Origin of the sequence: Marinobacter sp. bablab_jr008 (assembly GCF_016464145.1) — a bacterium.
GTDB classification, from domain to species: domain Bacteria; phylum Pseudomonadota; class Gammaproteobacteria; order Pseudomonadales; family Oleiphilaceae; genus Marinobacter; species Marinobacter nauticus.
The window spans coordinates 102,725-124,913 of record NZ_JACDWW010000070.1 but is presented as its reverse complement, the minus strand read 5'-3'; the positions used below and the strand labels follow the sequence as shown (position 1 = coordinate 124,913).

The window sequence follows — 22,189 nt, the reverse complement described above, 5'->3', positions numbered from 1 at the left end:
CCGCCTCAGGCCGGGTTGTGGTCGATCAGGGTTTCCCGGTTACGGGCAAACTCGTCAAACGGGAAATCATCCACGGTGAGCATTTCCAGCACCACCTCTTCATACTGCCGCATGAAGTCGGCCTCCTCCTTGCTGAATACGCCCGCCTCCAGGGCCGCCTCGAAACGCTCTTCCGGGTGCAGTGCGGTCATCGGCAGTTCGCCCTTGGCGTAAGCCTTGGTGACTTTACGATATAGCTGCTCGGCCTTGTCGTAGTCCTTCAGCAGACCGTTATAGCGGGCGACCGGATTTTCCACCGTGCCTTCGCCGTCGGTGGTCCAGGCACCAGCCATCAGCTTGTTGCGAACCGGAGTATCCGTGGTGATGGAACGGGCCAGCTTGCGCGCCAATTCATCATGGGGCGCATCCCAACGGCATCCCAGCGGCAGGGTGATAGCCCGCAGCGCCAACGCCACCGGCCGGTTCGGCAGGTTCTGGAGGAACTCGTCCAGCGCCAGCTCGGTGCGATGCAGCAGGTAGGCCAGGCTGTACTGCATCAGCTCTTTCTCGCCGTCCACCGGCTGGGTTTCGTGCCAGTTCTTCAGCACCATGGAAGCCAGGTACAGATTCGCCAGCATGTCACCCAGGCGTGCCGAAATCAGCTCACGCATTTTCAGCTCACCACCCAGGGTTGTCATGGCCGCATCGGCACACAGGCCGAAGGCAGAGCTGAACCGCGCCAGAGCCTGGGCATATTTGCGGGAGGCACTGTCGAACGGTACATCAGCCTTGCCCAGCCCCAGTGCCTGGGTAAAGGCACGGGCCGCATTACCAAAGATCAACCCGGCATGACCAAAGAAGGCCTCATCAAACGCCTTGATATCATCATTGTCCTTCGCGGCAAGCTCTTTCAGCACGTACGGATGACAACGGATGGCGCCCTGACCGAAGATCATCAGGCTGCGGGTCATGATATTGGCACCCTCAACGGTGATAGACACCGCCGCACCGCTGTAGCCGATGCCCAGGTAATTACGGGGACCAAGGGTCACCGTTTTACCGCCGTGCACATCCATGGCATCGGTCAGAATTTCACGCTGGAACTCAGTCAGGTGATACTTGAGGATGGCCGAAGGTACTGCCGGCTTCTCGCCCCGGTCGATCATGTTGGCGGTGTGATTGACCGCCGCCTGAGCAATGTAGGTTTTAGCCGCAATGCGGGCCAGCGGGGCTTGTACCCCTTCCATTTCCGCCACCGGCGTATTGAACTGACGCCGGATTCGGGTAAAGCCACCGGCCGTGCCCACAGCATAGGCGGCGGCGCCGGCCGCACCGGACGGCAGGGTGATACAGCGACCTACCGAGAGGCATTCAACCAGCATACGCCAGCCCTGACCGGCCATTTCCTGGCCACCAATGATGTAGTCCAGCGGAATGAACACATCCTTGCCCTTGATCGGGCCGTTCATGAACGGGGACCCAATCGGGCAATGGCGCCGGCCGATTTCCATGCCCTCGGTATCCCGGGGAATCAGCGCACAGGTAATGCCATAATCTTTGGTCTCGCCCAGCAGGCCGTCGGGGTCAAACATCCGGAAGGCCAGCCCGACCACGGTGGCCACCGGCGCCAGCGTAATCCAGCGCTTTTCAAAGTTCAGGCGGATACCCACCACTTCTTTACCATCCACTTCCTGCTTGCAGACGATGCCGGTGTCTGGCAGCGAAGTGGCATCAGAGCCGGCGCGAGGCCCGGTCAGGCCAAAACAGGGGACTTCCCGGCCATCGGCCAGTCTCGGCAGATAATAGTCTTTCTGCTCCTGGGTACCGTACTTCACCAGCAGCTCGCCCGGGCCGAGGGAGTTGGGCACCCCGACGGTGACCATCAGCATTTCGTTGGCGGCCAGCTTCTGCAGCACTGCAGTCTGGGCCTTGGCGGAAAACCCGAGGCCACCGTATTCCTTCGGAATGATCATGCCGAAGAACTTCTCTTTCTTCAGGAAATCCCAGAGCTCCTTGGGCAGATCGGCACGCTCAACCGCCAGATCCCAGGCGTTACACATGGAAATGGCCTGGGTGCACTGGTTGTCGACAAAGGCCTGTTCTTCCTCACTCAGACCGGTGTGACGGTTAATCAGCAGGTTGTGCCAATCCGGGCGGCCGGTAAACAGTTCGCCATCCCAGCCAACGGTGCCAGCTTCCAGGGCTACTTTCTCAGTGTCAGACACCTTGGGCGCCACCTTCTTGAACATGGCAAACACCCGCGGGGTGAGCCAGCTCTGCCGGAACTGGGGCAGACCCGCCAAAGCAGTAATGGCCGCACCAGCCAGCAGTACAAAGGCAAGCCAGCCAGAGGCCATAAACAGGGACAGCACACCCACCACGACCATCACGCCAATGGCGGGCTTGGCACCGGATTCCCGGCGCATCACGTACAACAGGCCGGCCAGAGCCACCAGAAAAAGAATCAAAGTCATCTCAGGATCTCTCTGTCTTCCATGGATTGGAGTCTCCGGCCAGTGCCGGAGCCCTTTGACTACACTTCGTTACGTTCAACTTACCCTAACAGATGTCTGTTCGCCAGATAATGACCGGCGCTCAGTCGGTTAGCACCATTACGATGTGACAATCACCCGGATACCTTCCAGGGCCAGAGACGCATGTTCTACGGCACTGCGAGCGGCCTCCAGCTGGCTGCGCAGGAAGTCGATTTCTTCGTTGCGGATGGCCGGGTTCACTTTCTGCAGTGCTTCCAGACGCCGAATCTCCGGTATGAAGCTGTCATCTACCCTCGCCAGCGCCTGTTCGCGGAGCGGAGACAGATGCGGCTCCGCCAGTGTCTCGGCGTGGTCGACCATGGTTTCCACCTCGGCCCGGATTTTCGGCACGATGGCCTGGGCCGTGCGTCGACGGATATTGGAGCAAAGCTCATTCAGCCGTTCATGGGGCAGAGCCTTGGACAGATCCCGGCCATTCACATCCACCACCAGGCGCAGGGGTGAAACCGGCAGGTATCGGGTCAGCTGAAGGGATTCGGGCGCCGGACAGTGCACCGCGAATACGGCTTCCAGCAGCAGCGTACCCGGTGGCAGGGCCTTGACCGAAAGATTGGCCAGGGCAGCCTTGCCCAGCCCGGAGCTGTTCACCGAATCCATCACGCCGGTGACCATTGGGTGCTCCCAGCTCATGAACGCCATATCTTCGCGCTGCAACGCCTGCTGACGATCCCAGGTAACGGTCAGCCCGTCTTCGGGAAGCTCCGCCACCAGGCCGGCCTGGAACTGCTCGCCAGGCTTCAGGATATCCGCGTGCTCACTATGGTCTTCCAGGTCAACGCCGAGGATATCGAAAGCCTGAATCATGTAGTCCCGGACTTCAGCGGCGTTCTCCTCTTCCTCGATCCCGGCGATCAACGCCTCAGCCTCATCAACACGACAGGAATTCAGTTCAATCAGCGCGTCCCGACCGTTGTGCAGCATGTCTTTCAGGCGCGCCGTCTCGGCTGCACTGGCCGCCAACAAAGGCTCCAGCTCGCTCTCGTCACCGCCCAGGGCCTGCTGCCACTGGTCATGAACGTGTTCCTGAACGGCAACCCCCACCGCGCAACTCTCGGCAAACGCATTCAGCCCTTCCTGGAACCAGCGGTACTGAACCTCCTGACTGGTTCCCTGAAGATAGGGGATGTGAATACGGATCGCTTCGGTCTGGCCGATCCGGTCCAGGCGACCAATGCGCTGTTCCAGCAGGTCCGGATTGGCCGGCAGATCAAATAGCACCAGATGGTGGGCAAACTGGAAGTTGCGGCCCTCGCTGCCGATTTCCGAACAGATCAGCGCCTGTGCCCCCTGCTCTGTATCGGCAAAATAAGCCGCGGCCCGGTCGCGCTCAATCAGACTAAGGTGTTCGTGGAAGGCTGCACTGCGAATACCGGCCCGTAACTGCAGATAATGCTCAAGTGCCATGGCCGTGCTGGCTTTGGCACAGATCACAACCACCTTGGCCGGGCGCAGGCTGACCAGTTTCTTCTCCAGCCAGCTCACCCGGGGATCCTGGGCCAGCCAGTCTTCTTCATCCACTGCCTGCTCAGGCGCCAGCCCGGTGACACCGTATTGATGGTGTTCATACAGGTCCGGGCACGGCAGGGGTTCCGGTAACGGCTGTCGCTCCGGGAAGCCCTGAATGGCGGCCCGGGTATTCCGGAACAACACTCGCCCGGTGCCGTGACGATCCAGCAACGCATCGATCACCGCCTGGTGGGCATCATCCCGGGCCAGCAATTCGTCCAGCTCATCTCCCAGCCAACCGGCCAGGGCCTGCCGATCGTCTTTTGAGATAGTATCCGGCGCCTGCTGCAGGCGCCGAACCACCTGATTGATCACTTCATAGTGCTGTTCTTCTTCCCGGAAGGTCTCCAGATTGTGGAACCGGGCCGGGTCGAGCAAGCGCAGGCGCGCAAAGTGGCTCGCCACGCCGATCTGTTCCGGTGTTGCGGTCAGCAGCAGCAGGCCCTGGCTGGCACCGGACAACTGCTCAACCACATCGTATTCCGGGCTGGACTGTTCCGGCGACCAGGCCAGGTGATGAGCTTCGTCCACCACCATCAGATCCCAGCCCGCCGCCACCGCATCTTTGCGGGCCTTCTCGCTGCGCACCAGGAAGTCGAGGCTACACAGCACTAACTGGTCAGACTCGAAAGGGTTAACCGCATCGTCATCGCCAAAAATATGGTTAACCAGAGCGTCGACATCATCTTCTTCGGCCTTGAGGTCGTCGTACCGGGCCTGATCAATAATGGAAAAGCGCAGATTGAAACGCCGAAGCATTTCCACTAGCCACTGGTGGATCAGAGAATCGGGCACCACAATCAGCGCCCGGCGGGCTCGACCGGTCTGCAGCTGATAATGGAGAATCAGACCTGCCTCAATGGTTTTTCCCAACCCTACCTCATCGGCCAGCAACACCCGGGGGGCATGCCGACGCGCTACTTCGTGGGCAATGTAGAGTTGGTGTGGCAGGTGCTGGGTGCGTGCCCCAATCAGCCCCTGGGCCGGCGACGCCCGCAGACGGTCCATGTGCTGCAGGGTGGCGACGCGTAGCCGGAAGGCACCGTTGCGGTCAAACTGGCCGGCAAAGAGGCGCTGATGGGGCGCGGAAAAGTTCACAGAGCCCGCCAGCTTAACCTCGGAAATCGGCTGGATATTCTCACCGTCATCGGCGTGGTACACCAGAACGCCATCGAGCTCTTCCACTGCCCGCACGGTATAGCGCTCACCGTCAAAGGTCTCTATTTCCTCGCCCTGTTGATACACGATCCGTGACAGGGGCGCATTATCGATGGCATAGGTGCGCTCTTCATCGGCAGCGGGGAACCCCAGGGTGACTCTGCGCCCCGAGATGTCCGTTACGATACCCAGACCCAGGGCAGTATCGCTGTGGCTGACCCAACGCTGGCCGATGACAAATTCCGATGTTTCCAAGAAACCTCCGATGACTGATTACTGAGTGTTTGAACCGTTTTCCCGAACCCAATAGGCCGTTGCACCACACACCGCCGCTGGCACCACAAACAGGTTGAGCACCGGCACCATCGCCGCCAGGGCAACCGGCAGGCCGAAACCGAGAGCCGACAGCCGGGTATCGCCCAACAGTTTACGAAGAGCCGGAAAGCTGACCTTGTGATTGTCGGCCGGATAATCCACATACTGCAGCGCCATCATCCAGCTGTTGAACAAAAACCAGAGCACAGCGGCCACCAGGTTGACCACAGGAATCAGGCCAATAATGAACAAGCCCAGGGCCCTGGGCAGGTAATAGGCAATCTTCTGAACCTCCCGCCAGAGCGCGCGGGGAATGTCCTTGATAATGGCGGACCAGCTATCGTCCGTAGACACTTCCTGGCCAGTCAGCTGTTTCTCGGTGAGTTCTGCCAGATAGCCGTAGAAGGGAGAGCCGATCAGGTTGGCCACGATCACAAAGCCATAGGCCAGCATCAGCAGAATCACCACGCCGTACAGCAGCCAGAAAAGCCAGTCGAGTGCCTGCAACCAGGCCCAGTCTGGCAACCAGGCCATGGCCGCGGCGATCATGGCGGTGAACAGCTCGGCCAGAAAATAGAACAGCAGACCGAAAAGCAGAATGTTGATGATCAGCGGAATGACCACAAACAACCGGAGGCCCGGCTGGCGAATCAGCCCGAAGCCTTCCCCCAGATAGCCCAGTCCACGAAAAAAGTTACCCTTGAGCATTACTGGTGTTCCTCCGCTGCCATGACAATAACGGGGCGCAAAGCATATCATGTCGAAACCATTCCCACAGCCCGCGAGGACGCCTGGATTCCACTATGCCCCGCATCCGTTCCATTATTGTTTCCATTCTGACCATGCAACGGCTCTGGCAGGCAGCACTGTTTGTTTCCATTGCTGCGATCCTTTATCTGGCTACCACCAGCAACAGCTACCCCATCCCCGCGGCGCCCAATGACAAGATCAATCACCTGATTGCCTTTCTGGAGCTCACCCTGTTGACCCGCCTGGCATGGCCGCGGCTTTCGGTGCTCTGGTACGCCCCCGCCTTGCTGGCTTTCGGCCTGATACTGGAGGTGGTGCAAGCCAACCTGCCGTACCGGGATTTCTCCCTCGCGGATCTGACAGCGGATGCCGTTGGCATCGGCCTTGGCCTGCTACCCTGGCCTGGGTTGCGACTGGCTCAAGAATCGGATTTGCGAAAATCGCCCGAATCTTTGTGAGATATTTCCTACATACCTGTAGGAACTCCCTGTGATATCTCGTACGCAGTCTGTAATTCCAGTTACAAACCAAAGTCTACATGAATGATTTGTAACAACTTTCCCATGTTTGACGAGTTCGGCAACGCGTTCTGCGTGCATAGTTCACACGTTTGTAAAGCTGGCATTGGTAATATGAACACCGTCAAGGATGACAGGGAAAGGACGACGCACTGGATGCACCCCGGCACGGACTGCGGGGAGAAGCAGGGACACAGGGACGCTTCGCTTAAGGGATAACGAATCGGATCGCCGGCTCGGATGCTGGCACCAGGGAACGGCAGCAAGGAATGGCAACACGGCAGTTGCCCATCGCGCACGGAGGCGCCAACCTGTTCCGAATCTGAACTGCCCCGGACGGCGGTTCAGTACCTGTTCAAGGGCAGCTTGATGGCTGCCCTTTGTTTTTTCTGGTCAGAAAAATTCAGTCACCGCCGGCCAGATAGATCCTCACCTTGTTGAATTCCTCAAACTCATTCAGATCCGGCCAGGTTCTGGCTTCGATCACAGCCTGCTGCACATAACCGGAATGACCAAGATCCTTCACTCGCGAATCCGCCAGCAGCACTTGGGGCGCGGCTGCTTCGAAGGCCGCCAGTAACGGGCGATTTTCAGGGTCGTACAGAACATCCGCAGCGGTAATCAGATCGACGCTCCCGGGCCGGTTTGCCCAGTCGTCACACAGATCAATCTCCACATTGTTCAGGCGGGCATTGGCGGCCGCGGCATCCCGCGCTGCCGCGTCGATGTCGCAGGCTATGGACCGGGCAGCACCGGCCAGTGCGGAGGCGACAGCCACGACCCCTGAACCGGAGCCAAAATCCAGCACGGTCTTGCCAGCCACCACGTCCGGATGCTGCAGAATCCACCGGGCCAGCACCTGCCCGCTGGCCCAGCAGAACGACCAGTACGCCGGCTCGGCCACCACAGCCTGGGCTTCATCATGGCTCAACGGTCCATCCAGCACCCCCGGGTCAAACAGATACAGCTGGATATCCGGGCAGCCCGCAGGCGCCGAAACCGCCACCCGGCCTTGGCTCAGCGTTTTCTGAAGATGCCGGTTGAGAACATCGGGGCTCATAATTTTCCCTCGTCAGTGCTGAAAGGACGTGGGATTGTACCCTTGTCCGGGATGCCGGGATATCGCCGGTTCGGTATACTGCCGCCTCACCCTGAATCACAGTGATCCGTTGATATGGCCAGCAGACCCGATACCGACGACTACCTCAACCTGTTCCTGAACGATGTGCCGCTGATGGACGTCCGGGCGCCGGTGGAATTTTCCAAAGGTAGCTTCCCGTCTGCAGAAAATGCCCCGCTGATGAACGATGAAGAGCGGCACCGGGTGGGTATCTGTTATAAGGAGAAGGGCCAGGACAAGGCCATTGAACTGGGGCACCAGTTGGTCTCCGGCGACATCAAGGCCCAGCGAATTGAAGCCTGGAAGCGCTTTGTGGCACGACACCCGGAGGGGTATCTGTTCTGTTTCCGGGGCGGATTGCGCTCGCGCCTGACCCAGCAGTGGATCAAGGACTCCGGCATTGACTACCCGCTGGTGAAAGGCGGCTACAAGGCCCTGCGTCGCTTCCTGATTGACAGCCTGGAAGCACAGATCGAATCAGGTCAGTTCCGGATTCTCAGCGGCCGCACCGGTACCGGCAAAACCCGGGTACTGATGCAACTGCCCAATCCGGTCGATCTGGAGGGCCTGGCGAATCACCGGGGCTCCAGCTTTGGCCGGCAGGTAACTCCCCAACCCTCCCAGATCGACTTCGAGAACCGACTGGCGGTGGCCATGCTCAAGGCCAGGCACCGGGTGGGAGGGCCAATCTACCTTGAAGACGAAAGCCGCCTGATTGGCCGCTGTGCCCTGCCGGAAACCCTTCGGGCCCGGATGTCTGAATCACCCCTGCTGATTCTGGAACAGGCCATGGAAGAGCGTATTGCCATCATCCGGGCCGACTACGTTGAAGGCATGCTGGCCAGTTACCGGGCCAGGGACGGTGAAGACGCCGGCTGGCTGAATTTCCGGGACTACCTGTTGAGCGCCATCGACCGCATTCGCAAACGACTGGGCGGCGAGCGTTACCAGAAACTCCGTAACCTGATGCTACAGGCTCTGGATCAACAGGAAGCCAATGGCTCCCTGGAAGGGCATCATGGCTGGATTGAGGCCCTGCTGACCGACTACTACGACCCCATGTACGACTACCAGCTTACCCAGAAACATGGCGAAATACTGGTACGGGGCGGCCCCGAAGTCATCACCGAGTGGGCCAGATCCCGCGCCAGCGCGTAATTCTGGCCGTTGGCGGTAATGCCGTGTACAGCTTTGTCTGCTATATAGTTGGTTCAGACAAATCCCGCTGAACCACGTCATTTGTCGATAAGAACTCACTCAGAAAATATTAACGATCAAGGAGTTTTTCCCTATGGAAGAGTTATTCGGTGCTAACGGGCAGGCCTCTGAATGGGCGGATCAGGCCATTGCCCTGATCATGGCTTATGCCCCAAAGGTTCTGCTGGCGATTGTTACGCTGATTATCGGCCTCTGGCTGATCAACCGGTTCGTCAGGGTGCTGGACAACCGCCTTGGCAAAAAAGATCCGACCCTGAACAAGTTTCTCTGTGGCCTGATCAGCGCCATTCTGAAGATTCTGCTGCTGATCTCCGTCGCCTCCATGGTGGGCATCGCTACCACTTCGTTTGTCGCCATCATCGGTGCCGCCGGCCTGGCGGTGGGCCTGGCCCTGCAGGGCAGCCTGGCCAACTTTGCCGGTGGCGTGCTGATCCTTATCTTTAAACCCTTCAAGGTCGGCGATGTTATTGATGCCCAGGGTTTTCTGGGCTCGGTGCGGGAAATTACCATCCTCTACACCATTGTCGACACCTTCGACAATCGCCGGATCGTGATCCCCAACGGCCAGCTTTCCAACGCCAGCCTGACCAACCTGAGCGCCTACGAAACCCGCCGCTGCGACATGAGCTTCGGCATTGGCTATGGCGATGACATCGACAAGGCCAAGGCCATCTGCAAACGCCTGATCGAAGAGGATGAGCGCGCCCTGAAAGACCCGGCGCCGCTGATTGTTGTTGGCGCCCTCGGCGAAAGCTCGGTAGACCTGACGGTACGCGCCTGGACCAAGGGCGCCGATCTGTGGCCGTTCTACTGGGATATGCAGGAGCGGGTGAAAAAGGCCTTCGACGCCGAGGGCATTTCGATACCTTTCCCGCAACGGGACGTGCACATGTACAAGGCTGATTAAACGGAACCGTTTCACATGGAAACATCCGGTAACTCGCAAAGTGCGTATCCTGAACTAAGCTGACGACAAGGCGGGGTAAAAACCCCGCCTGCCATCGGGGCCCGGCCCGGGAAAGGCGGATGGCTCCACAACACTGTCGATGCTGTCAGGAGGTTGTGAACATGCCGGCAAAGCAGCTGAAAACATTTCTGGATGAGGCAGGTGTGGACTACATGTGCCTCTCTCACCCCCCAGCCTTCACCGCCCAGGAACTTGCCCATCACGTCAAGATCGCCGGAGATCGGGTAGTCAAAACCGTCATTATCGAACTCGATGGCAAAATGGCCATGCTGGTGATGCCGGCCACCTGGCGTATTCGCTGGGACAGACTGAGCAAGATTCTGGACACCGATTTTGTCGACCTGGCCGACGAACAGGCCTTTCAGGATCGCTTCCCCGATTGCGAAGTGGGCGCCATGCCGCCGTTTGGCAACCTCTTTGGCATGAGCGTTTACTGCGCCGAGGCTTTAACCGAGCAACCGGAACTGGCCTTTGCCGCCGGCAGCCACAGCGAATCCATTCACATGAACACCCGGGACTTCCTGAGCCTGGTACAACCCATGGTTATCAACCAGGGCTTCACCCGTCCGGGCGCCCGCAAACCGGCCTGGCTGGTCCGCAACCCCCGCCGCTCCGGCAATCGGGAGGAGACACCGGCTACCTCCATGGCCGGCTACTGATCCACCCGGGATTGACCCCGGTCGCTTGTCTGCAGCACGGCATCGCGTAAACTGAGGCCAGCAGACAGGAACCGGATATGACACAGACCTTTGACACCATCATCGTAGGCGCCGGCATGGTCGGCGCCGCACTTGCGACCGGGCTGGGCCAGCAGGGCATCCGCGTGGCCCTGATCGACCAGGCTTCCCCCGCCCCCTATCAGCCAGACAGCCACCCGGATATCCGGGTATCTGCCCTCAGTGCCGGCAGCGAGCGCTATCTGGCCAGCCTGGGTGCCTGGCCACGAATACTGGCCATGCGCGCTACCCCATATTGCCGCCTGGCGGTCTGGGACGAGACACCAAATCCGCTCAAACGACTGGTGCCCCGAAGCCTCACTGAGGTGGAATTCGACGCCAACAGCCTGGGCGCGCCGCATCTTGGCCATATCGTTGAGAACAGCATTACCCAACTGGCTCTGTGGAAAACCGCCGAAACGGAAACTGACGTCACCCTGATCACAGGCCACAGCGTTCGGGACCTGGTCCAGAGCGCAGAGTACGCCACGGTGACCCTGGATGATGGCAGCCAGTTGCAGGCCCAGCTGGTGGTCGGCGCCGATGGCGCTATGTCCCGGGTGCGGGAGTTAGCGGGTATCGGTGTTACCCGGGATCAGTACGAACAGCAGGCCCTGGTGATCTCGGTGCGCTATCGGGGCAATGTGGAAGACATTACCTGGCAGGGCTTTTACCCCAGCGGCCCCAGGGCCTTCCTGCCCCTGCACAGCGCTGGCGAGCAGCACCCTGGAGAGAGCTGGGCCTCCCTCGTGTGGTACGACCACCCGGCCCGACTGGACGAACTCAAGGCCATGGACGAACAGCAACTGATGGCTGAGATCCAGCAGCATTTCCCCGAACGACTACCGGAACTGACCCACATTGACGCCAGGGCCAGCTTTCCCATCGCCCGCCAGCATGCCAAGCACTATTACCAGAACCGGGTGGTCCTGGCAGGCGACGCCGCCCACACCATCAATCCGCTGGCGGGCCAGGGCGTCAATCTGGGCTTCCAGGACGCCCAGTGCCTGCAGGGCGTGCTGAAAGAAGCCCGGCGCGGGGGCGAAGACCTGGCCAGTACGCACTGGCTCAAACTCTATGAACATCGCCGCCGGCCCGCCAACCAGCGGATGATGCTGACCATGGATCTGTTCTACCACCTGTTCAGCAATGCCATTCCGCCGGTGCACCTGGCCCGCAATCTCGGGCTTGGCGCGGCCCGGGTACTGCCGTTCGCACGCAATCGCGTCGCTCGCTACGCCATGGGCCTGGATGAACAGTTGCCCGCGCCGATTCAACAAATCGTTAATCGCCTGCCCGGCCTGGGTGGCCTATAGTGGCGTACGCGCATTTACTCGACACAAGGAGCCGTTATGTCTGAAACCATATTCACCAAGATCATCAACCGGGAAATTCCCGCCGACATCGTGTACGAAGACGACATCAGCCTGGCCTTCAAGGACATCAATCCACAGGCCCCGGTGCATCTGCTGATCATTCCGAAGAAAGCCATTGCCACCATCAATGACATTGAGGAAGACGACCGTGAGCTGGTCGGCCATCTTTACTGGGTGGCGGCAAAGCTGGCCAAAGACATGGGCTTTGCCGACGATGGCTACCGGGTAGTGATGAACTGCGGTGAGAATTCCGGCCAGACCGTGTTCCACATTCATCTGCATCTGCTCGCCGGCAAACCCCTGGGCTGGCCGCCGTACACCGACAAGATGAAACAGGCCTAAGCATCCTTCTCACAGACTTGTCGCACAGAATGACAAAGGGCAGCACTGAGGCTGCCCTTTTTGATTACTGCACGGCCGACCGCTTCAATCGTCGGCTCCAACGCTGTTTAGCATAGCGGCGCAGGTTGGAGACATTATCGGTCTCATCCATGATCTCCGTACCCAGCAGGGTTTCCAGAATATCCTCCAGAGTCACCACCCCGAGCCAGGTTCCCAGCTCGTCGTACACCACCGCAATGTGCTGGCGCTCCCGCAGCATTTCCGAAAACAGGAACTCGATGTTGGTGTTGGCCTTTACCTGTTTGATCTGGCGCAGCCGGCTTTGCAGGTCGTCATCGTCGCTCATGCTGATCAGGTCTGCCCGATGCACGTACCCCAGGGTCTCCCCGTCTTCATCAATCATCGGGTAGCGTGAAAACGGCGACTTCATCACCTTTTCCCGGAATTCCGGCACGGTGGTGTCCGGATCGATAAATTTGCACACCGTACGGGGGGTCATGACGGAACTGACCTTGATCTCGTGGAAACGAAGTACGTTGTGGATAATCCGGCGCTCTTCCTCATCCAGAGCCTGCTGATCACGGCCGATCTCTACCAGCGCACTGATTTCGGCGCGAATATCGGTATCGCCGTCACCCGGGGCAATCCTGCGCGTAACCTGCTTCGACAGCCAGACAAAAGGTAGCAGGGCTTTCATCATGAATCCCAGCACCGCCGGCAGCGAAGGGGCGATCACACGCCAGTACTTGGCGCCGATGGTTTTCGGGATAATTTCCGAAAAGATCAGGATCGCCAGGGTCATCGCCGCTGATGCCGCACCCAGCCAGACCTCACCGAAGACAACCGCCACCTGGGCTCCAACGCCGGTAGCGCCGGCCGTATGGGCAATGGTATTGAGGGTCAGGATCGCGGAAAGCGGATCGTCGATTTCATCCTTGAGCCGGCGCAAGCGTGCAAACAGTTGCGGCCGATCATTTTTCAGGGACGCAATGTAACTGGGCGTGATAGACAGCAGGGCTGCTTCGAGAATAGAACAGAGAAATGAAAAGCCGATGGAGATAATCGCGAATGCGACAAGGAGAATCATAGGGCCTCAGAAATGGATTTGTCCCCGCCATGATAGCGCAACTGCTGGCCGGAACAAGGGGGAAACTGCCACCAATGGCAGCAGTTTCACAAGGTTACGGGTCAGCGGCTGACCACCCGCTCCGCTTCCTCCATCGGGGTATGGCGAACGTCTTCGCCCTTGACCATGAAGATCACGTTCTCGGCAATGTTACAGGCATGATCCCCCACTCTTTCCAGGGCACGAAGCACCCACATCACCGACATACAGCGGGAGATATTCCGGGTATCTTCCATCATGAAGGTCAGCAGGGTACGGGCCGCAGCCTGGTACTCTTCATCCACCCGTTTATCTTCTTTCATGATCCGCAGTGCCTGTTCGGAATCCAGCCGGGCAAAGGCATCTAGTGCATCATGCAGCATGGTCAGCACGTGGGTACTGATGTGGCGAATTTCCACATATCCCCTCGGCGCCTGACCTTCTTCCGTCAGCTTGATCGCCATTTTGGCAATCTTCTTGGCTTCGTCACCGACCCGTTCCAGGTCAGCCACCATCTTGATCACTGAAATCACCAGGCGCAGGTCCCGTGCCGTAGGCTGACGACGGGCGATGATCAGGGTCGCCTCTTCGTCCAGATCCACTTCCATCTTGTCGACTTTCTTGTCGTTGGCCCGCACTTCCTCGGCCAGATGGCCGTCACCGTCTACCAGGGCCTGCACCGCCCGTTCAACCTGGGTCTCCACCATTCCACCCATCTTGAGGAACTGGGTCTTCAGCTCCATCAGTTCATCATTGAACTTGTGGGAAATGTGATCCCCGTATACGTCGTCCTTTTTATTAGGCATAGTGTCTGTCTCCGTTATCCCCGAACATGCGTCAGCCGAAACGGCCGGTAATGTATGACTCCGTCAGCTCATGTTCCGGAGAGGTGAATACTTTGTCGGTTTCGTTCACTTCCACCAGGTGGCCAAGGTGGAAGTAGGCGGTGCGATGGGACACCCGGGCCGCCTGCTGCATCGAGTGGGTCACAATGACAATGGTATAGCTCTCGGACAGCTCCGCAATCAGCTCCTCCACCTTGGCCGTGGCAATCGGGTCGAGTGCGGAACAGGGCTCGTCCATCAACACCACCTCCGGGCTCACGGCAATCGCGCGGGCAATACACAGCCGCTGCTGCTGGCCACCGGACATCCCGGTGGCGGTGGCATCCAGACGGTCTTTCACTTCGTTCCAGAGCCCCGCCTTGCGCAGGCTGTTCTCTACAATGTCATCCAGATCGGACTTGCGATTGGCCAGGCCATGGATGCGTGGGCCATACGCCACGTTATCGTAGATCGACTTGGGAAACGGGTTCGGCTTCTGGAACACCATACCCACTCGGGCACGCAACTCCACCACATCCCGCTTGGAATCGTAGATGTCCTGCTCGTCCAGCTGCAGCGAGCCCCTGACCCGACAGATGTCGATGCTGTCGTTCATGCGGTTCAGGCAACGCAGGAAGGTGGACTTGCCACAGCCCGACGGCCCGATAAACGCAATCACCTCGTTACGGGCAATATCCAGGCTGATGTTCTTGATGGCCCGGTCTTCACCGTAGAAGACCTCGACGTTGCGCAACTTGAACTTGGGATCGTCGGCAAACGGCGTTCCGACCGTTTTACCCTCTTCAATCACTGTCTCTGCCGGTCGTTCGTCCTGCACCGGAATGGCCTTCTCTTCGGGCACATCAGCCTCACTGGTTACCGTTGTATTCAGGGTATTCATAAAACTCCTCCTCACCACCGGCGCTCAAGACGCTTACGAAGCCAGATGGCCAATGCATTCATTCCAATCAGGAAAGTCAGCAGCACCATGATGGCTGCAGACGCTCGTTCGATAAAGGCAAGCTCCGGGCTGCCGGCCCACAGGAACACCTGTACAGGCAATACCGTGGCGGAATCGAAGAAACCATCGGGCACATCCACGATAAAGGCCACCATGCCAATCAACAGCAAGGGTGCAGTTTCTCCCAGGGCCTGGGCCATGCCGATGATGGAACCGGTCAGCATGCCAGGCATGGCCAGCGGCAGCACATGGTGCAGCACCACCTGCATCTTGGAGGCACCGATGCCCTCGGCCGCCTCACGGATGGAAGGCGGCACACTCTTGATCGCCGCACGGCTGGAAATAATGATAGTGGGCAGGGTCATCAGGGTCAGTACCAGACCACCCACCACTGGCACCGAACGCGGCATGCCGAACAGGTTGATGAACACGGCCAGACCCAGCAGGCCGAAGATGATTGAGGGTACCGCCGCCAGGTTGTTGATGTTGACCTCAATGAAGTCGGTCAGTTTGTTCTGGGGCGCAAACTCCTCCAGATAGATGGCCGCAGCCACCCCGATCGGGAACGACAGCGCCAGAGTCACAACCATGGTCAGCAACGAGCCAACAATCGCCCCGAGAATGCCGGCACGGGACGGATCCCGGGAGTCGCCACGGCTGAAGAACACATCGTTGAAACCGGTATCCACCACGCCGCGCTCATACAGTGCATCCACCCAGCCGCGCTGCTTTTCATTCAGCTTGATGGAGTAGCTCTCATCCCCTGCATGTTTGACGTACACATCCACATCGGTATGGGACAGGAAAGTCATGGTCTGGGTGGTGTTGAGCAACTCGGGGTTTTCCCGGAGCGCATCCCGCAACTGATTCGAGGCATAGGGGTTGATCAGATCCCGGACGTCGTCCCTGTCCGACTCCCCGGCCTCCGGGATTTCTTTCATCAAGGCGCGGATCAAGGGCTCGACAAAGTCGGCCATTTTCATCTGGCGCTCATCGGACGCGTCGTCCAGGTACATGGCCTCACCGTCGATATCCACCTCCAGGGTTATGGTGGTTTTGATAAAGGCGGTGTGGCCCTTGCCAATAATATCGGCAAACAGGATCACCAGGGCTGACAGGGCAATAGCGATGGCAGCGATACCATAGGCACGGAAGCGGCGCTCCTTGCGGTAACGGCGCTTGAGTGACTGGCGGACAATTTCCGCCTGTGAACGTTGATCAGTCATACTGTTCCCGATATTTGCGGACAATTTTCAGAGCAATAACGTTAAGCAGGAGCGTGGCCAGGAACAGCATCGCGCCCAGGGCGAAGGCGGCCAGTGTTTTGGCACTGTCAAACTCCTGGTCACCGGTCAGCAGGGTCACAATCTGCACGGTTACGGTGGTCACCGATTCCAGCGGGTTGGCGGTCAGGTTTGCCGCCAGGCCCGCGGCCATCACCACAATCATGGTCTCGCCAATGGCCCGGGATACCGCCAGCAGTATCCCTCCCATGATCCCGGGCAGCGCCGCAGGGAAGATAACCTTTTTCATGGTCTCGGACTGGGTGGCGCCCAGTGCCAGTGAACCGTCCCTGAGCGTTTGCGGCACGGCGTTGATCACGTCGTCAGACAGGGAAGACACGAAAGGAATAATCATGATGCCCATCACCCCACCGGCTGCCAGAGCACTTTGGGAAGATGCATTGATACCGAGAGAAGCCGCGAAATCACTGATAAACGGCGCCACCGTCAAAGCAGCGAAAAAGCCGTAAACCACGGTCGGAATACCCGCCAGCATTTCCAGCAGCGGCTTGAAAATACCCCGTACCCGCTTGCTGGCGTACTCAGAAAGATAGATGGCCGACAATAGCCCTACCGGTACCGCAACAACCATGGCAATTGCAGAGATCAGCAGCGTGCCTGTGAACAGGGGCACCATTCCGAAGGCGCCTTCGGCCGCCACCTGATCGGCCCGCAACGCCGTCTGAGGGCTCCATTGGGTGCCGAAGAAAAATTCAAAGAAGGAAATCTTCTGGAAAAAACGGAAGGTTTCAAAAGCCACCGAAAAGACAATGCCAACCGTGGTCAGGATCGCCAGCGCAGCACAGGCAAAAAAGATCCACTTCAGGGTGATCTCAACCTGGCTCCGGGCGTTCAGCTTCGGGCTGATCCGGATCCAGCCCAGAAAACCGGCCAGCACCGCAACGGCCACCACCAGCACCGACATGTAGAGCCGACTTTGTGCACGCAACGCCTGCAGCCGTTCGGCCGCCTCGACAATCGGAGCCTCGACAAATCCCGGAGGCAGGGCACCACTGGCCACATTGCTGATTTTACTCAGCATCAGACTGGCTTGCCCTGCGCCTTCCGGTACCAGATCCGGTGGCAGGGAGCCGATCACCAGCAACTGAATGACTTTACCCTGAAATGCCGCCCACAATGCCAGCACAATCAATGCCGGAATGCCACACCAGAGCGCAGCACGGGCACCGTAATAGAACGGCAGGGATTTGAGATGCCGGATACCACCCATGGGCATGGCCAATGAGCGGGAGCGGGCATATCCAAGACCATAAGCCACCACCACGAAAGCGATGACCAATAGCATGAGGTTAGCCGGTTGCATGAAAATTCCTGTTTGACACGTTTAGCAGGTCACAAGTTTAAAGCGTTAAAAATCAATTCGCACTCTGAACTATCTTACGTGCGAAAGGGTGCGGCCCTTCAGAGCCGCACCCTTTCGCTCACTACTCGCGGTAGTCCGCGCTTACATCAGCTCGTCTTTGGTCAGGTTAGGCATCTTTTCAGCCTTCTCCTGCAGATCCATCAGCGCATCGCGCGGCGGAACGATCAGACCAACGCTTTTCAGGTAGCCATTCGGGCCCATGGCGCCCATGCCGGTGAACTCCTGAGCGTATTCCTGGATACCGGGAACCACGCCCACGTGGGCTTTCTTCACGTAGAAGAACAGTGAACGGGCAACCGGGTAGTCATCGGCAGCGATCGCTTCGGCAGTCGGAACCTTGCCGTTCAGAGTAGCGGCCTGCAGACGATCAGCATTCTCTTCCAGGAAGCTGTAACCGAAGACGCCGTACATGCCGGTATCACCAATCAGTTTCTGGACGATCAGGTTGTCATTCTCACCCGCTTCGATGAAAGCGCCGTCTTCGCGAATGCTCTGACACACACCTTCCATGTCATCTTCACTCATGTTGGCAACCGCAGGCAGGTCTTCACAGCCGCCCTGCAGAGCCAGCTCGTTGAAGGAGTCACGGGTACCGGAAGTCGGAGGCGGCCCCATCACACGGATCGGCTTGTTCGGCAGGCTGGAATCGATGTCGCTCCAGTTCTTGTACGGGTTGGCGATCAGCTCATTCTCGTTTTTCGGGTTGGGTACTTCTTTACCCAGCGCCAGGAACAGCTGCTCCAGGGTTACTTCAAGATTTTCGGCTTCTTTGGAGCTGGCGATCACGATGCCGTCAGAGCCAATGCGGAACTCGGTGATGTCCTTCACGCCGTTGCTCTGGCACAGATCAAACTCGGACGGCTTCATACGACGGGAAGCGTTGGTGATGTCCGGGTGCTGGGTGCCTACGCCCTGACAGAACAGCTTCAGGCCGCCACCGGAGCCAGTGGATTCCAGCTTGGGTGTCGGGAAATCGGTGTTGGCACCAAAACGCTCGGCTACCACAGTAGCGAACGGATACACGGTGGAAGAGCCCACGATGCTGATGGTGTCACGGGCCATGGCCGGTGCAGACAGGGCGGCAACAGAGCCGGCCAGCGCAACGGTTGCAAGTGCTTTGTTCAGTTTCATCACGTCGAGTCTCCATTATTTACTTTGGACGTTGTGTCGGATCTGCTTTACCGATGACTGCATCCTAGGGGCACTCTGTGACAACTTTGTTACAGCTTTTGAAATATAGCTGTCATTGTTCAAATTTTCTTGCAGCCCCGCGCCAGCCCGTTACCATGCACAGAAAACAACTCACAAGCTGTACAGGCGATCCTGATGACTGCGTACGATGATGACAAACCGGCCCCCCGGGGCGAGATGATGCTGCAGGTGGTGCCACTGCCGTCAGACACCAATGCCAACGGCGATGTCTTCGCCGGCTGGCTGGTCAAACAGATGGATATTGCGGCAGCGACCATGGCCGGTCGCATTTCCCAGGGCCGTAATGCCACCGTCGCGATGGACAGAATGGAGTTTCTGTCACCCTTGCGTGTGGGCTCCCAGGTGGGCTGCTACTGTGAATTGGTGGACATCGGCCGCAGCTCCATGAAAATCAACGTGGAAGTCTGGACACTGGACCGCGCCTCCAAGACACCCCGCAAGGTGACTGAAGGTCTGTTTGTGTACGTGGCGATTGATGAGCATGGGCGCATCCGGGAAGTCCCGGAGCAGAATCACTAAGCCCGCGCCATCAGGTGCTGAACCAGCGCCTGGTACTTCGGGGCCAGTTCTGAAGCACGCCAGGCTTGTGGCGGGTTAAGCTCGGGAGGTTGCTTTAACAGCAGCGCCAGCCGTTCAGCGGCCGCCAGGGCTTCGCCGCCGGGATCGGATTCCAGGCTCCGGTATCGGCAGTCTGCCGGCACATATTCCCGGTACGCCAGGCGGTCCGGTGCCAGCGGCAAGCATCCGGATGCCATCGCCTCCAGCATCGCCAGGCCCTGAAAATCGTGCAGGGCGGTCGACACCACGATATCGGCACTGCGCAACAGCTGGTCGTAATCTTGCCGGTGCTCCAGAAAGCCCCAGTGTTCAATGCGGCGGGCAAATTGCTGGTAAATCCGGTCAAAGGCTTGCGGGCGGCTGCGAAAACCTTCACCCACCACACTGATGCGATAGTCCAGCTTGCGCTGCTCCAGCTGTTCCAGCAGGCCGAACAACCGGTCGGGCCCCTTGTCGTATTCCCAGCGATGATTCCATAACAGATGCGGCCGTTCCCGGTTCACGGACCGTGGCTGCTCGATAAACAACCGGTCTTCAATCGGCACCGGCAGCACCGAAGACCTTTCCCTGAGTTTTTCCATCACACCGTCGGGCACCGCATCCGGCATCTTGTTCAGAAAGTCTTCGACGCCCTGCAGAAAGCTGTCCCGGTTCCAGGCACTGTTAAAGACCACTGCATCGGCGGCCAGAGCACTGTAGAGATTGACCATTTGCGGCTCTACCCGGCCCCGCTGCTGATCACTGACCGGAAAGGCGAACTGGTTTTCATGCATATAAAGCAGGCACGGCGTGTTTGCCAGCGAGGGGTGCAACCCGCGCAAGGTGGCCAGGTCAACCATGGAGGTGGCAATGACCAGGTCCCAGGATTCTTCCAGGCGGGGCTGATCCAGCCAGCTCACCGGATTACCTCGAATCCGCCACTGGAAGAATCTGGGCGGAAGTGCCAGCGTCTGCCAGTGATAACCGGGCAGCATGGTAACCAATTGCTCGCGCCAGCGCCGATGACTGGCGGCATCATAAGCGGACAATAAAAGAATGCGTTGGGTCATAGCGATCCATAACTGGAGGATGAAGGCGTCGGCAAGTGTATCAGGCCTGGGGCTTTCCTCGGCTCAGGGACCACAGGCCGAACACCGGCCCTGGCAACAACAGCAACGCCACCCAGACACCCCAGACGCTCCAGAACCCGCTGGTGAGCCATATTGCCGGCAGCGTCAGGCCAAAGCCGACCGCGTTCATGACCGCCAGGGATGAGCCAACAGTTTCTTTCGGGGCCGTTGCTGCGGCCAGCGCGGAAAATTGCGGGGAATCGGCCACCACAGCGACGCCCCAAACCAGCAGTAACGCCATCAACAACGCCGGTGGCAGCCCGTTCATCCAGGGATAGAGCAGGCACAATGCCCCGGACACCATCAACGCCCGCTGGGCAACCCACTCACTGCCCCGAGTCCGACTGATCCGGCCGCCGCCAATACATCCAGCCGCACCCATACCGATCACCGCAAACGACAACCAGGGGATCAAGGCATCACCCTGCCCCAGCCGTTGTAGCTCCCGCCCGATCAACAGCGGCACCAGCGTCCAGAAGGCGTAAAGCTCCCACATGTGGCCAAAATAACCACCGGCCACGGCCCGGAACCGGGGCATACGCAAAGCCGCCAGTCCCTGACTGAGCGGGAGCCGGCCGCTGGCTTTGGGCAGGTGTGGCCCATCGCCCAGAAGGAACACCAACAGCCCGCCCAGCAGTGCCAGGCATGAGGATGCAAACAGCGGCCACTCCCAGGGCAAACCGAGTGTTGCCCCTCGCATCAGATGTGGCAGCGCGGTGCCCAGGGTCAGCATTCCCACCAGCCAGGCCAGAGCCGCACCGGCGTACTTGGGTGTCCAGGCAATCACCAGTTTCATACCCAGGGGGTAGATGCCGGCCAGGCACAGGCCGGTAGCGAACCGGAGCAGGCTGTCCAGCGGGAACACCCCGGCCACCGCTACAAAGCCGGCGTTCGCCAGTGCGCCCAGCAGGCTCGAAATAAGGAAGATGCGGCTCGCGCCGAAGCGATCCGCCAGGCCGGTCACCGCCAGAGCAAGCGTACCGGCAATAAAGCCCGCCTGAACAGACAGCGTAAGGCGGCCCAGATCCGATTCCGCTAACCCGAGTTCGGCGGACAGGGATAGCCAGACCCCGTTGATACTGAACCAGAGGGAGGTGCCGAACAATTGTGCGAGCACAATGACTGGCAAAGGATAACGTTGCAGTAGGCTGGTCATATTATTGTCTTTGTGGTTACCGGAAAGCCAAGCCTAGCTCGAAACCCGACTGAGACCCCATGCGACTTTGGTGCCCG

At 59.0% G+C, this 22,189-nt stretch carries 19 protein-coding genes; 7 read left to right on the top strand and 12 right to left on the bottom strand.

Annotation, left to right across the window (positions count from 1 at the left end):
- Positions 1-5 precede the first annotated feature (5 nt).
- The 3 genes from JIF53_RS13710 to cysZ form a co-directional block, all read right to left on the bottom strand.
- The gene (locus tag JIF53_RS13710) at positions 6-2,453 is read right to left on the bottom strand and encodes an acyl-CoA dehydrogenase (protein WP_199452888.1); all 2,448 of its coding nucleotides are present in this window, start codon (positions 2,451-2,453) and stop codon (positions 6-8) included.
- Between the two features lie 138 nt (positions 2,454-2,591).
- Positions 2,592-5,453 (bottom strand): RNA polymerase-associated protein RapA, encoded by a 2,862-nt coding sequence (gene rapA / locus JIF53_RS13705; protein ID WP_199452886.1) that lies wholly within the window; start codon positions 5,451-5,453, stop codon positions 2,592-2,594.
- A gap of 18 nt (positions 5,454-5,471) precedes the next feature.
- Positions 5,472-6,221 carry a sulfate transporter CysZ gene (cysZ, locus tag JIF53_RS13700; protein ID WP_011787023.1) on the bottom strand — a complete coding sequence of 250 codons (750 nt, stop codon included), beginning with the start codon at positions 6,219-6,221 and terminating at the stop codon, positions 5,472-5,474.
- A gap of 95 nt (positions 6,222-6,316) precedes the next feature.
- Between cysZ and JIF53_RS13695 the strand changes: the two genes are divergently transcribed.
- Positions 6,317-6,721: a VanZ family protein gene (locus JIF53_RS13695; protein WP_199452884.1), complete on the top strand. Its 405-nt coding sequence runs from the start codon at positions 6,317-6,319 to the stop codon at positions 6,719-6,721.
- A gap of 463 nt (positions 6,722-7,184) precedes the next feature.
- Here the strand turns inward: JIF53_RS13695 and JIF53_RS13690 are convergent, their stop codons facing one another.
- A complete protein-coding gene (locus JIF53_RS13690; RefSeq protein ID WP_199452883.1) occupies positions 7,185-7,841 on the bottom strand; it encodes a 50S ribosomal protein L11 methyltransferase in 657 nt (218 codons plus the stop codon).
- 114 nt (positions 7,842-7,955) lie between these two features.
- Here JIF53_RS13690 and mnmH point away from each other — a divergent pair, with 114 nt between their 5' ends.
- The 5 genes from mnmH (at position 7,956) to JIF53_RS13665 (ending at position 12,520) form a co-directional block, all read left to right on the top strand.
- A complete protein-coding gene (gene mnmH / locus JIF53_RS13685) occupies positions 7,956-9,059 on the top strand; it encodes a tRNA 2-selenouridine(34) synthase MnmH (protein WP_199452881.1) in 1,104 nt (367 codons plus the stop codon).
- A 133-nt stretch (positions 9,060-9,192) separates the two neighbouring features.
- The gene (locus JIF53_RS13680) at positions 9,193-10,026 is read left to right on the top strand and encodes a mechanosensitive ion channel family protein (protein ID WP_011787027.1); all 834 of its coding nucleotides are present in this window, start codon (positions 9,193-9,195) and stop codon (positions 10,024-10,026) included.
- Positions 10,027-10,187: 161 nt separating this feature from the next.
- A complete protein-coding gene (locus JIF53_RS13675) occupies positions 10,188-10,745 on the top strand; it encodes an aminoacyl-tRNA deacylase (RefSeq protein WP_014422884.1) in 558 nt (185 codons plus the stop codon).
- 77 nt (positions 10,746-10,822) lie between these two features.
- Positions 10,823-12,118, top strand: coding sequence for an FAD-dependent monooxygenase (locus tag JIF53_RS13670; protein WP_199452879.1), 1,296 nt, complete (start codon positions 10,823-10,825; stop codon positions 12,116-12,118).
- A 36-nt stretch (positions 12,119-12,154) separates the two neighbouring features.
- The gene (locus JIF53_RS13665) at positions 12,155-12,520 is read left to right on the top strand and encodes a histidine triad nucleotide-binding protein (RefSeq protein WP_113879123.1); all 366 of its coding nucleotides are present in this window, start codon (positions 12,155-12,157) and stop codon (positions 12,518-12,520) included.
- Positions 12,521-12,584: 64 nt separating this feature from the next.
- Here JIF53_RS13665 and JIF53_RS13660 read toward each other — a convergent pair whose 3' ends face one another.
- From JIF53_RS13660 to JIF53_RS13635, 6 genes are all read right to left on the bottom strand, one after another.
- A complete protein-coding gene (locus JIF53_RS13660; RefSeq protein ID WP_011787031.1) occupies positions 12,585-13,607 on the bottom strand; it encodes a CNNM domain-containing protein in 1,023 nt (340 codons plus the stop codon).
- A 101-nt stretch (positions 13,608-13,708) separates the two neighbouring features.
- Positions 13,709-14,431, bottom strand: coding sequence for a phosphate signaling complex protein PhoU (gene phoU, locus JIF53_RS13655; protein WP_199452877.1), 723 nt, complete (start codon positions 14,429-14,431; stop codon positions 13,709-13,711).
- Between the two features lie 31 nt (positions 14,432-14,462).
- Positions 14,463-15,350 (bottom strand): phosphate ABC transporter ATP-binding protein PstB, encoded by an 888-nt coding sequence (pstB, locus tag JIF53_RS13650; RefSeq protein WP_023009471.1) that lies wholly within the window; start codon positions 15,348-15,350, stop codon positions 14,463-14,465.
- Between the two features lie 11 nt (positions 15,351-15,361).
- The gene (pstA, locus tag JIF53_RS13645) at positions 15,362-16,636 is read right to left on the bottom strand and encodes a phosphate ABC transporter permease PstA (protein WP_199452875.1); all 1,275 of its coding nucleotides are present in this window, start codon (positions 16,634-16,636) and stop codon (positions 15,362-15,364) included.
- A complete protein-coding gene (gene pstC / locus JIF53_RS13640; protein ID WP_199452873.1) occupies positions 16,629-18,017 on the bottom strand; it encodes a phosphate ABC transporter permease subunit PstC in 1,389 nt (462 codons plus the stop codon). The genes pstA and pstC overlap by 8 nt, the downstream gene beginning before the upstream one ends.
- Positions 18,018-18,158: 141 nt before the next feature.
- Positions 18,159-19,211 carry a substrate-binding domain-containing protein gene (locus tag JIF53_RS13635; RefSeq protein ID WP_014422886.1) on the bottom strand — a complete coding sequence of 351 codons (1,053 nt, stop codon included), beginning with the start codon at positions 19,209-19,211 and terminating at the stop codon, positions 18,159-18,161.
- A gap of 192 nt (positions 19,212-19,403) precedes the next feature.
- On the opposite strand from JIF53_RS13635, the gene JIF53_RS13630 reads away from it, so the two are divergent.
- Positions 19,404-19,808, top strand: coding sequence for an acyl-CoA thioesterase (locus JIF53_RS13630; RefSeq protein ID WP_011787037.1), 405 nt, complete (start codon positions 19,404-19,406; stop codon positions 19,806-19,808).
- On the opposite strand, the gene JIF53_RS13625 is transcribed toward JIF53_RS13630, so the two are convergent.
- Positions 19,805-20,896 carry a tRNA-queuosine alpha-mannosyltransferase domain-containing protein gene (locus JIF53_RS13625; RefSeq protein WP_199452871.1) on the bottom strand — a complete coding sequence of 364 codons (1,092 nt, stop codon included), beginning with the start codon at positions 20,894-20,896 and terminating at the stop codon, positions 19,805-19,807. The genes JIF53_RS13630 and JIF53_RS13625 overlap by 4 nt on opposite strands.
- Positions 20,897-20,936: 40 nt before the next feature.
- Positions 20,937-22,112, bottom strand: a complete 1,176-nt coding sequence (locus JIF53_RS13620) for an MFS transporter (RefSeq protein ID WP_199452869.1) — start codon at positions 22,110-22,112, stop codon at positions 20,937-20,939.
- Between the last annotated feature and the right edge of the window lie 77 nt (positions 22,113-22,189).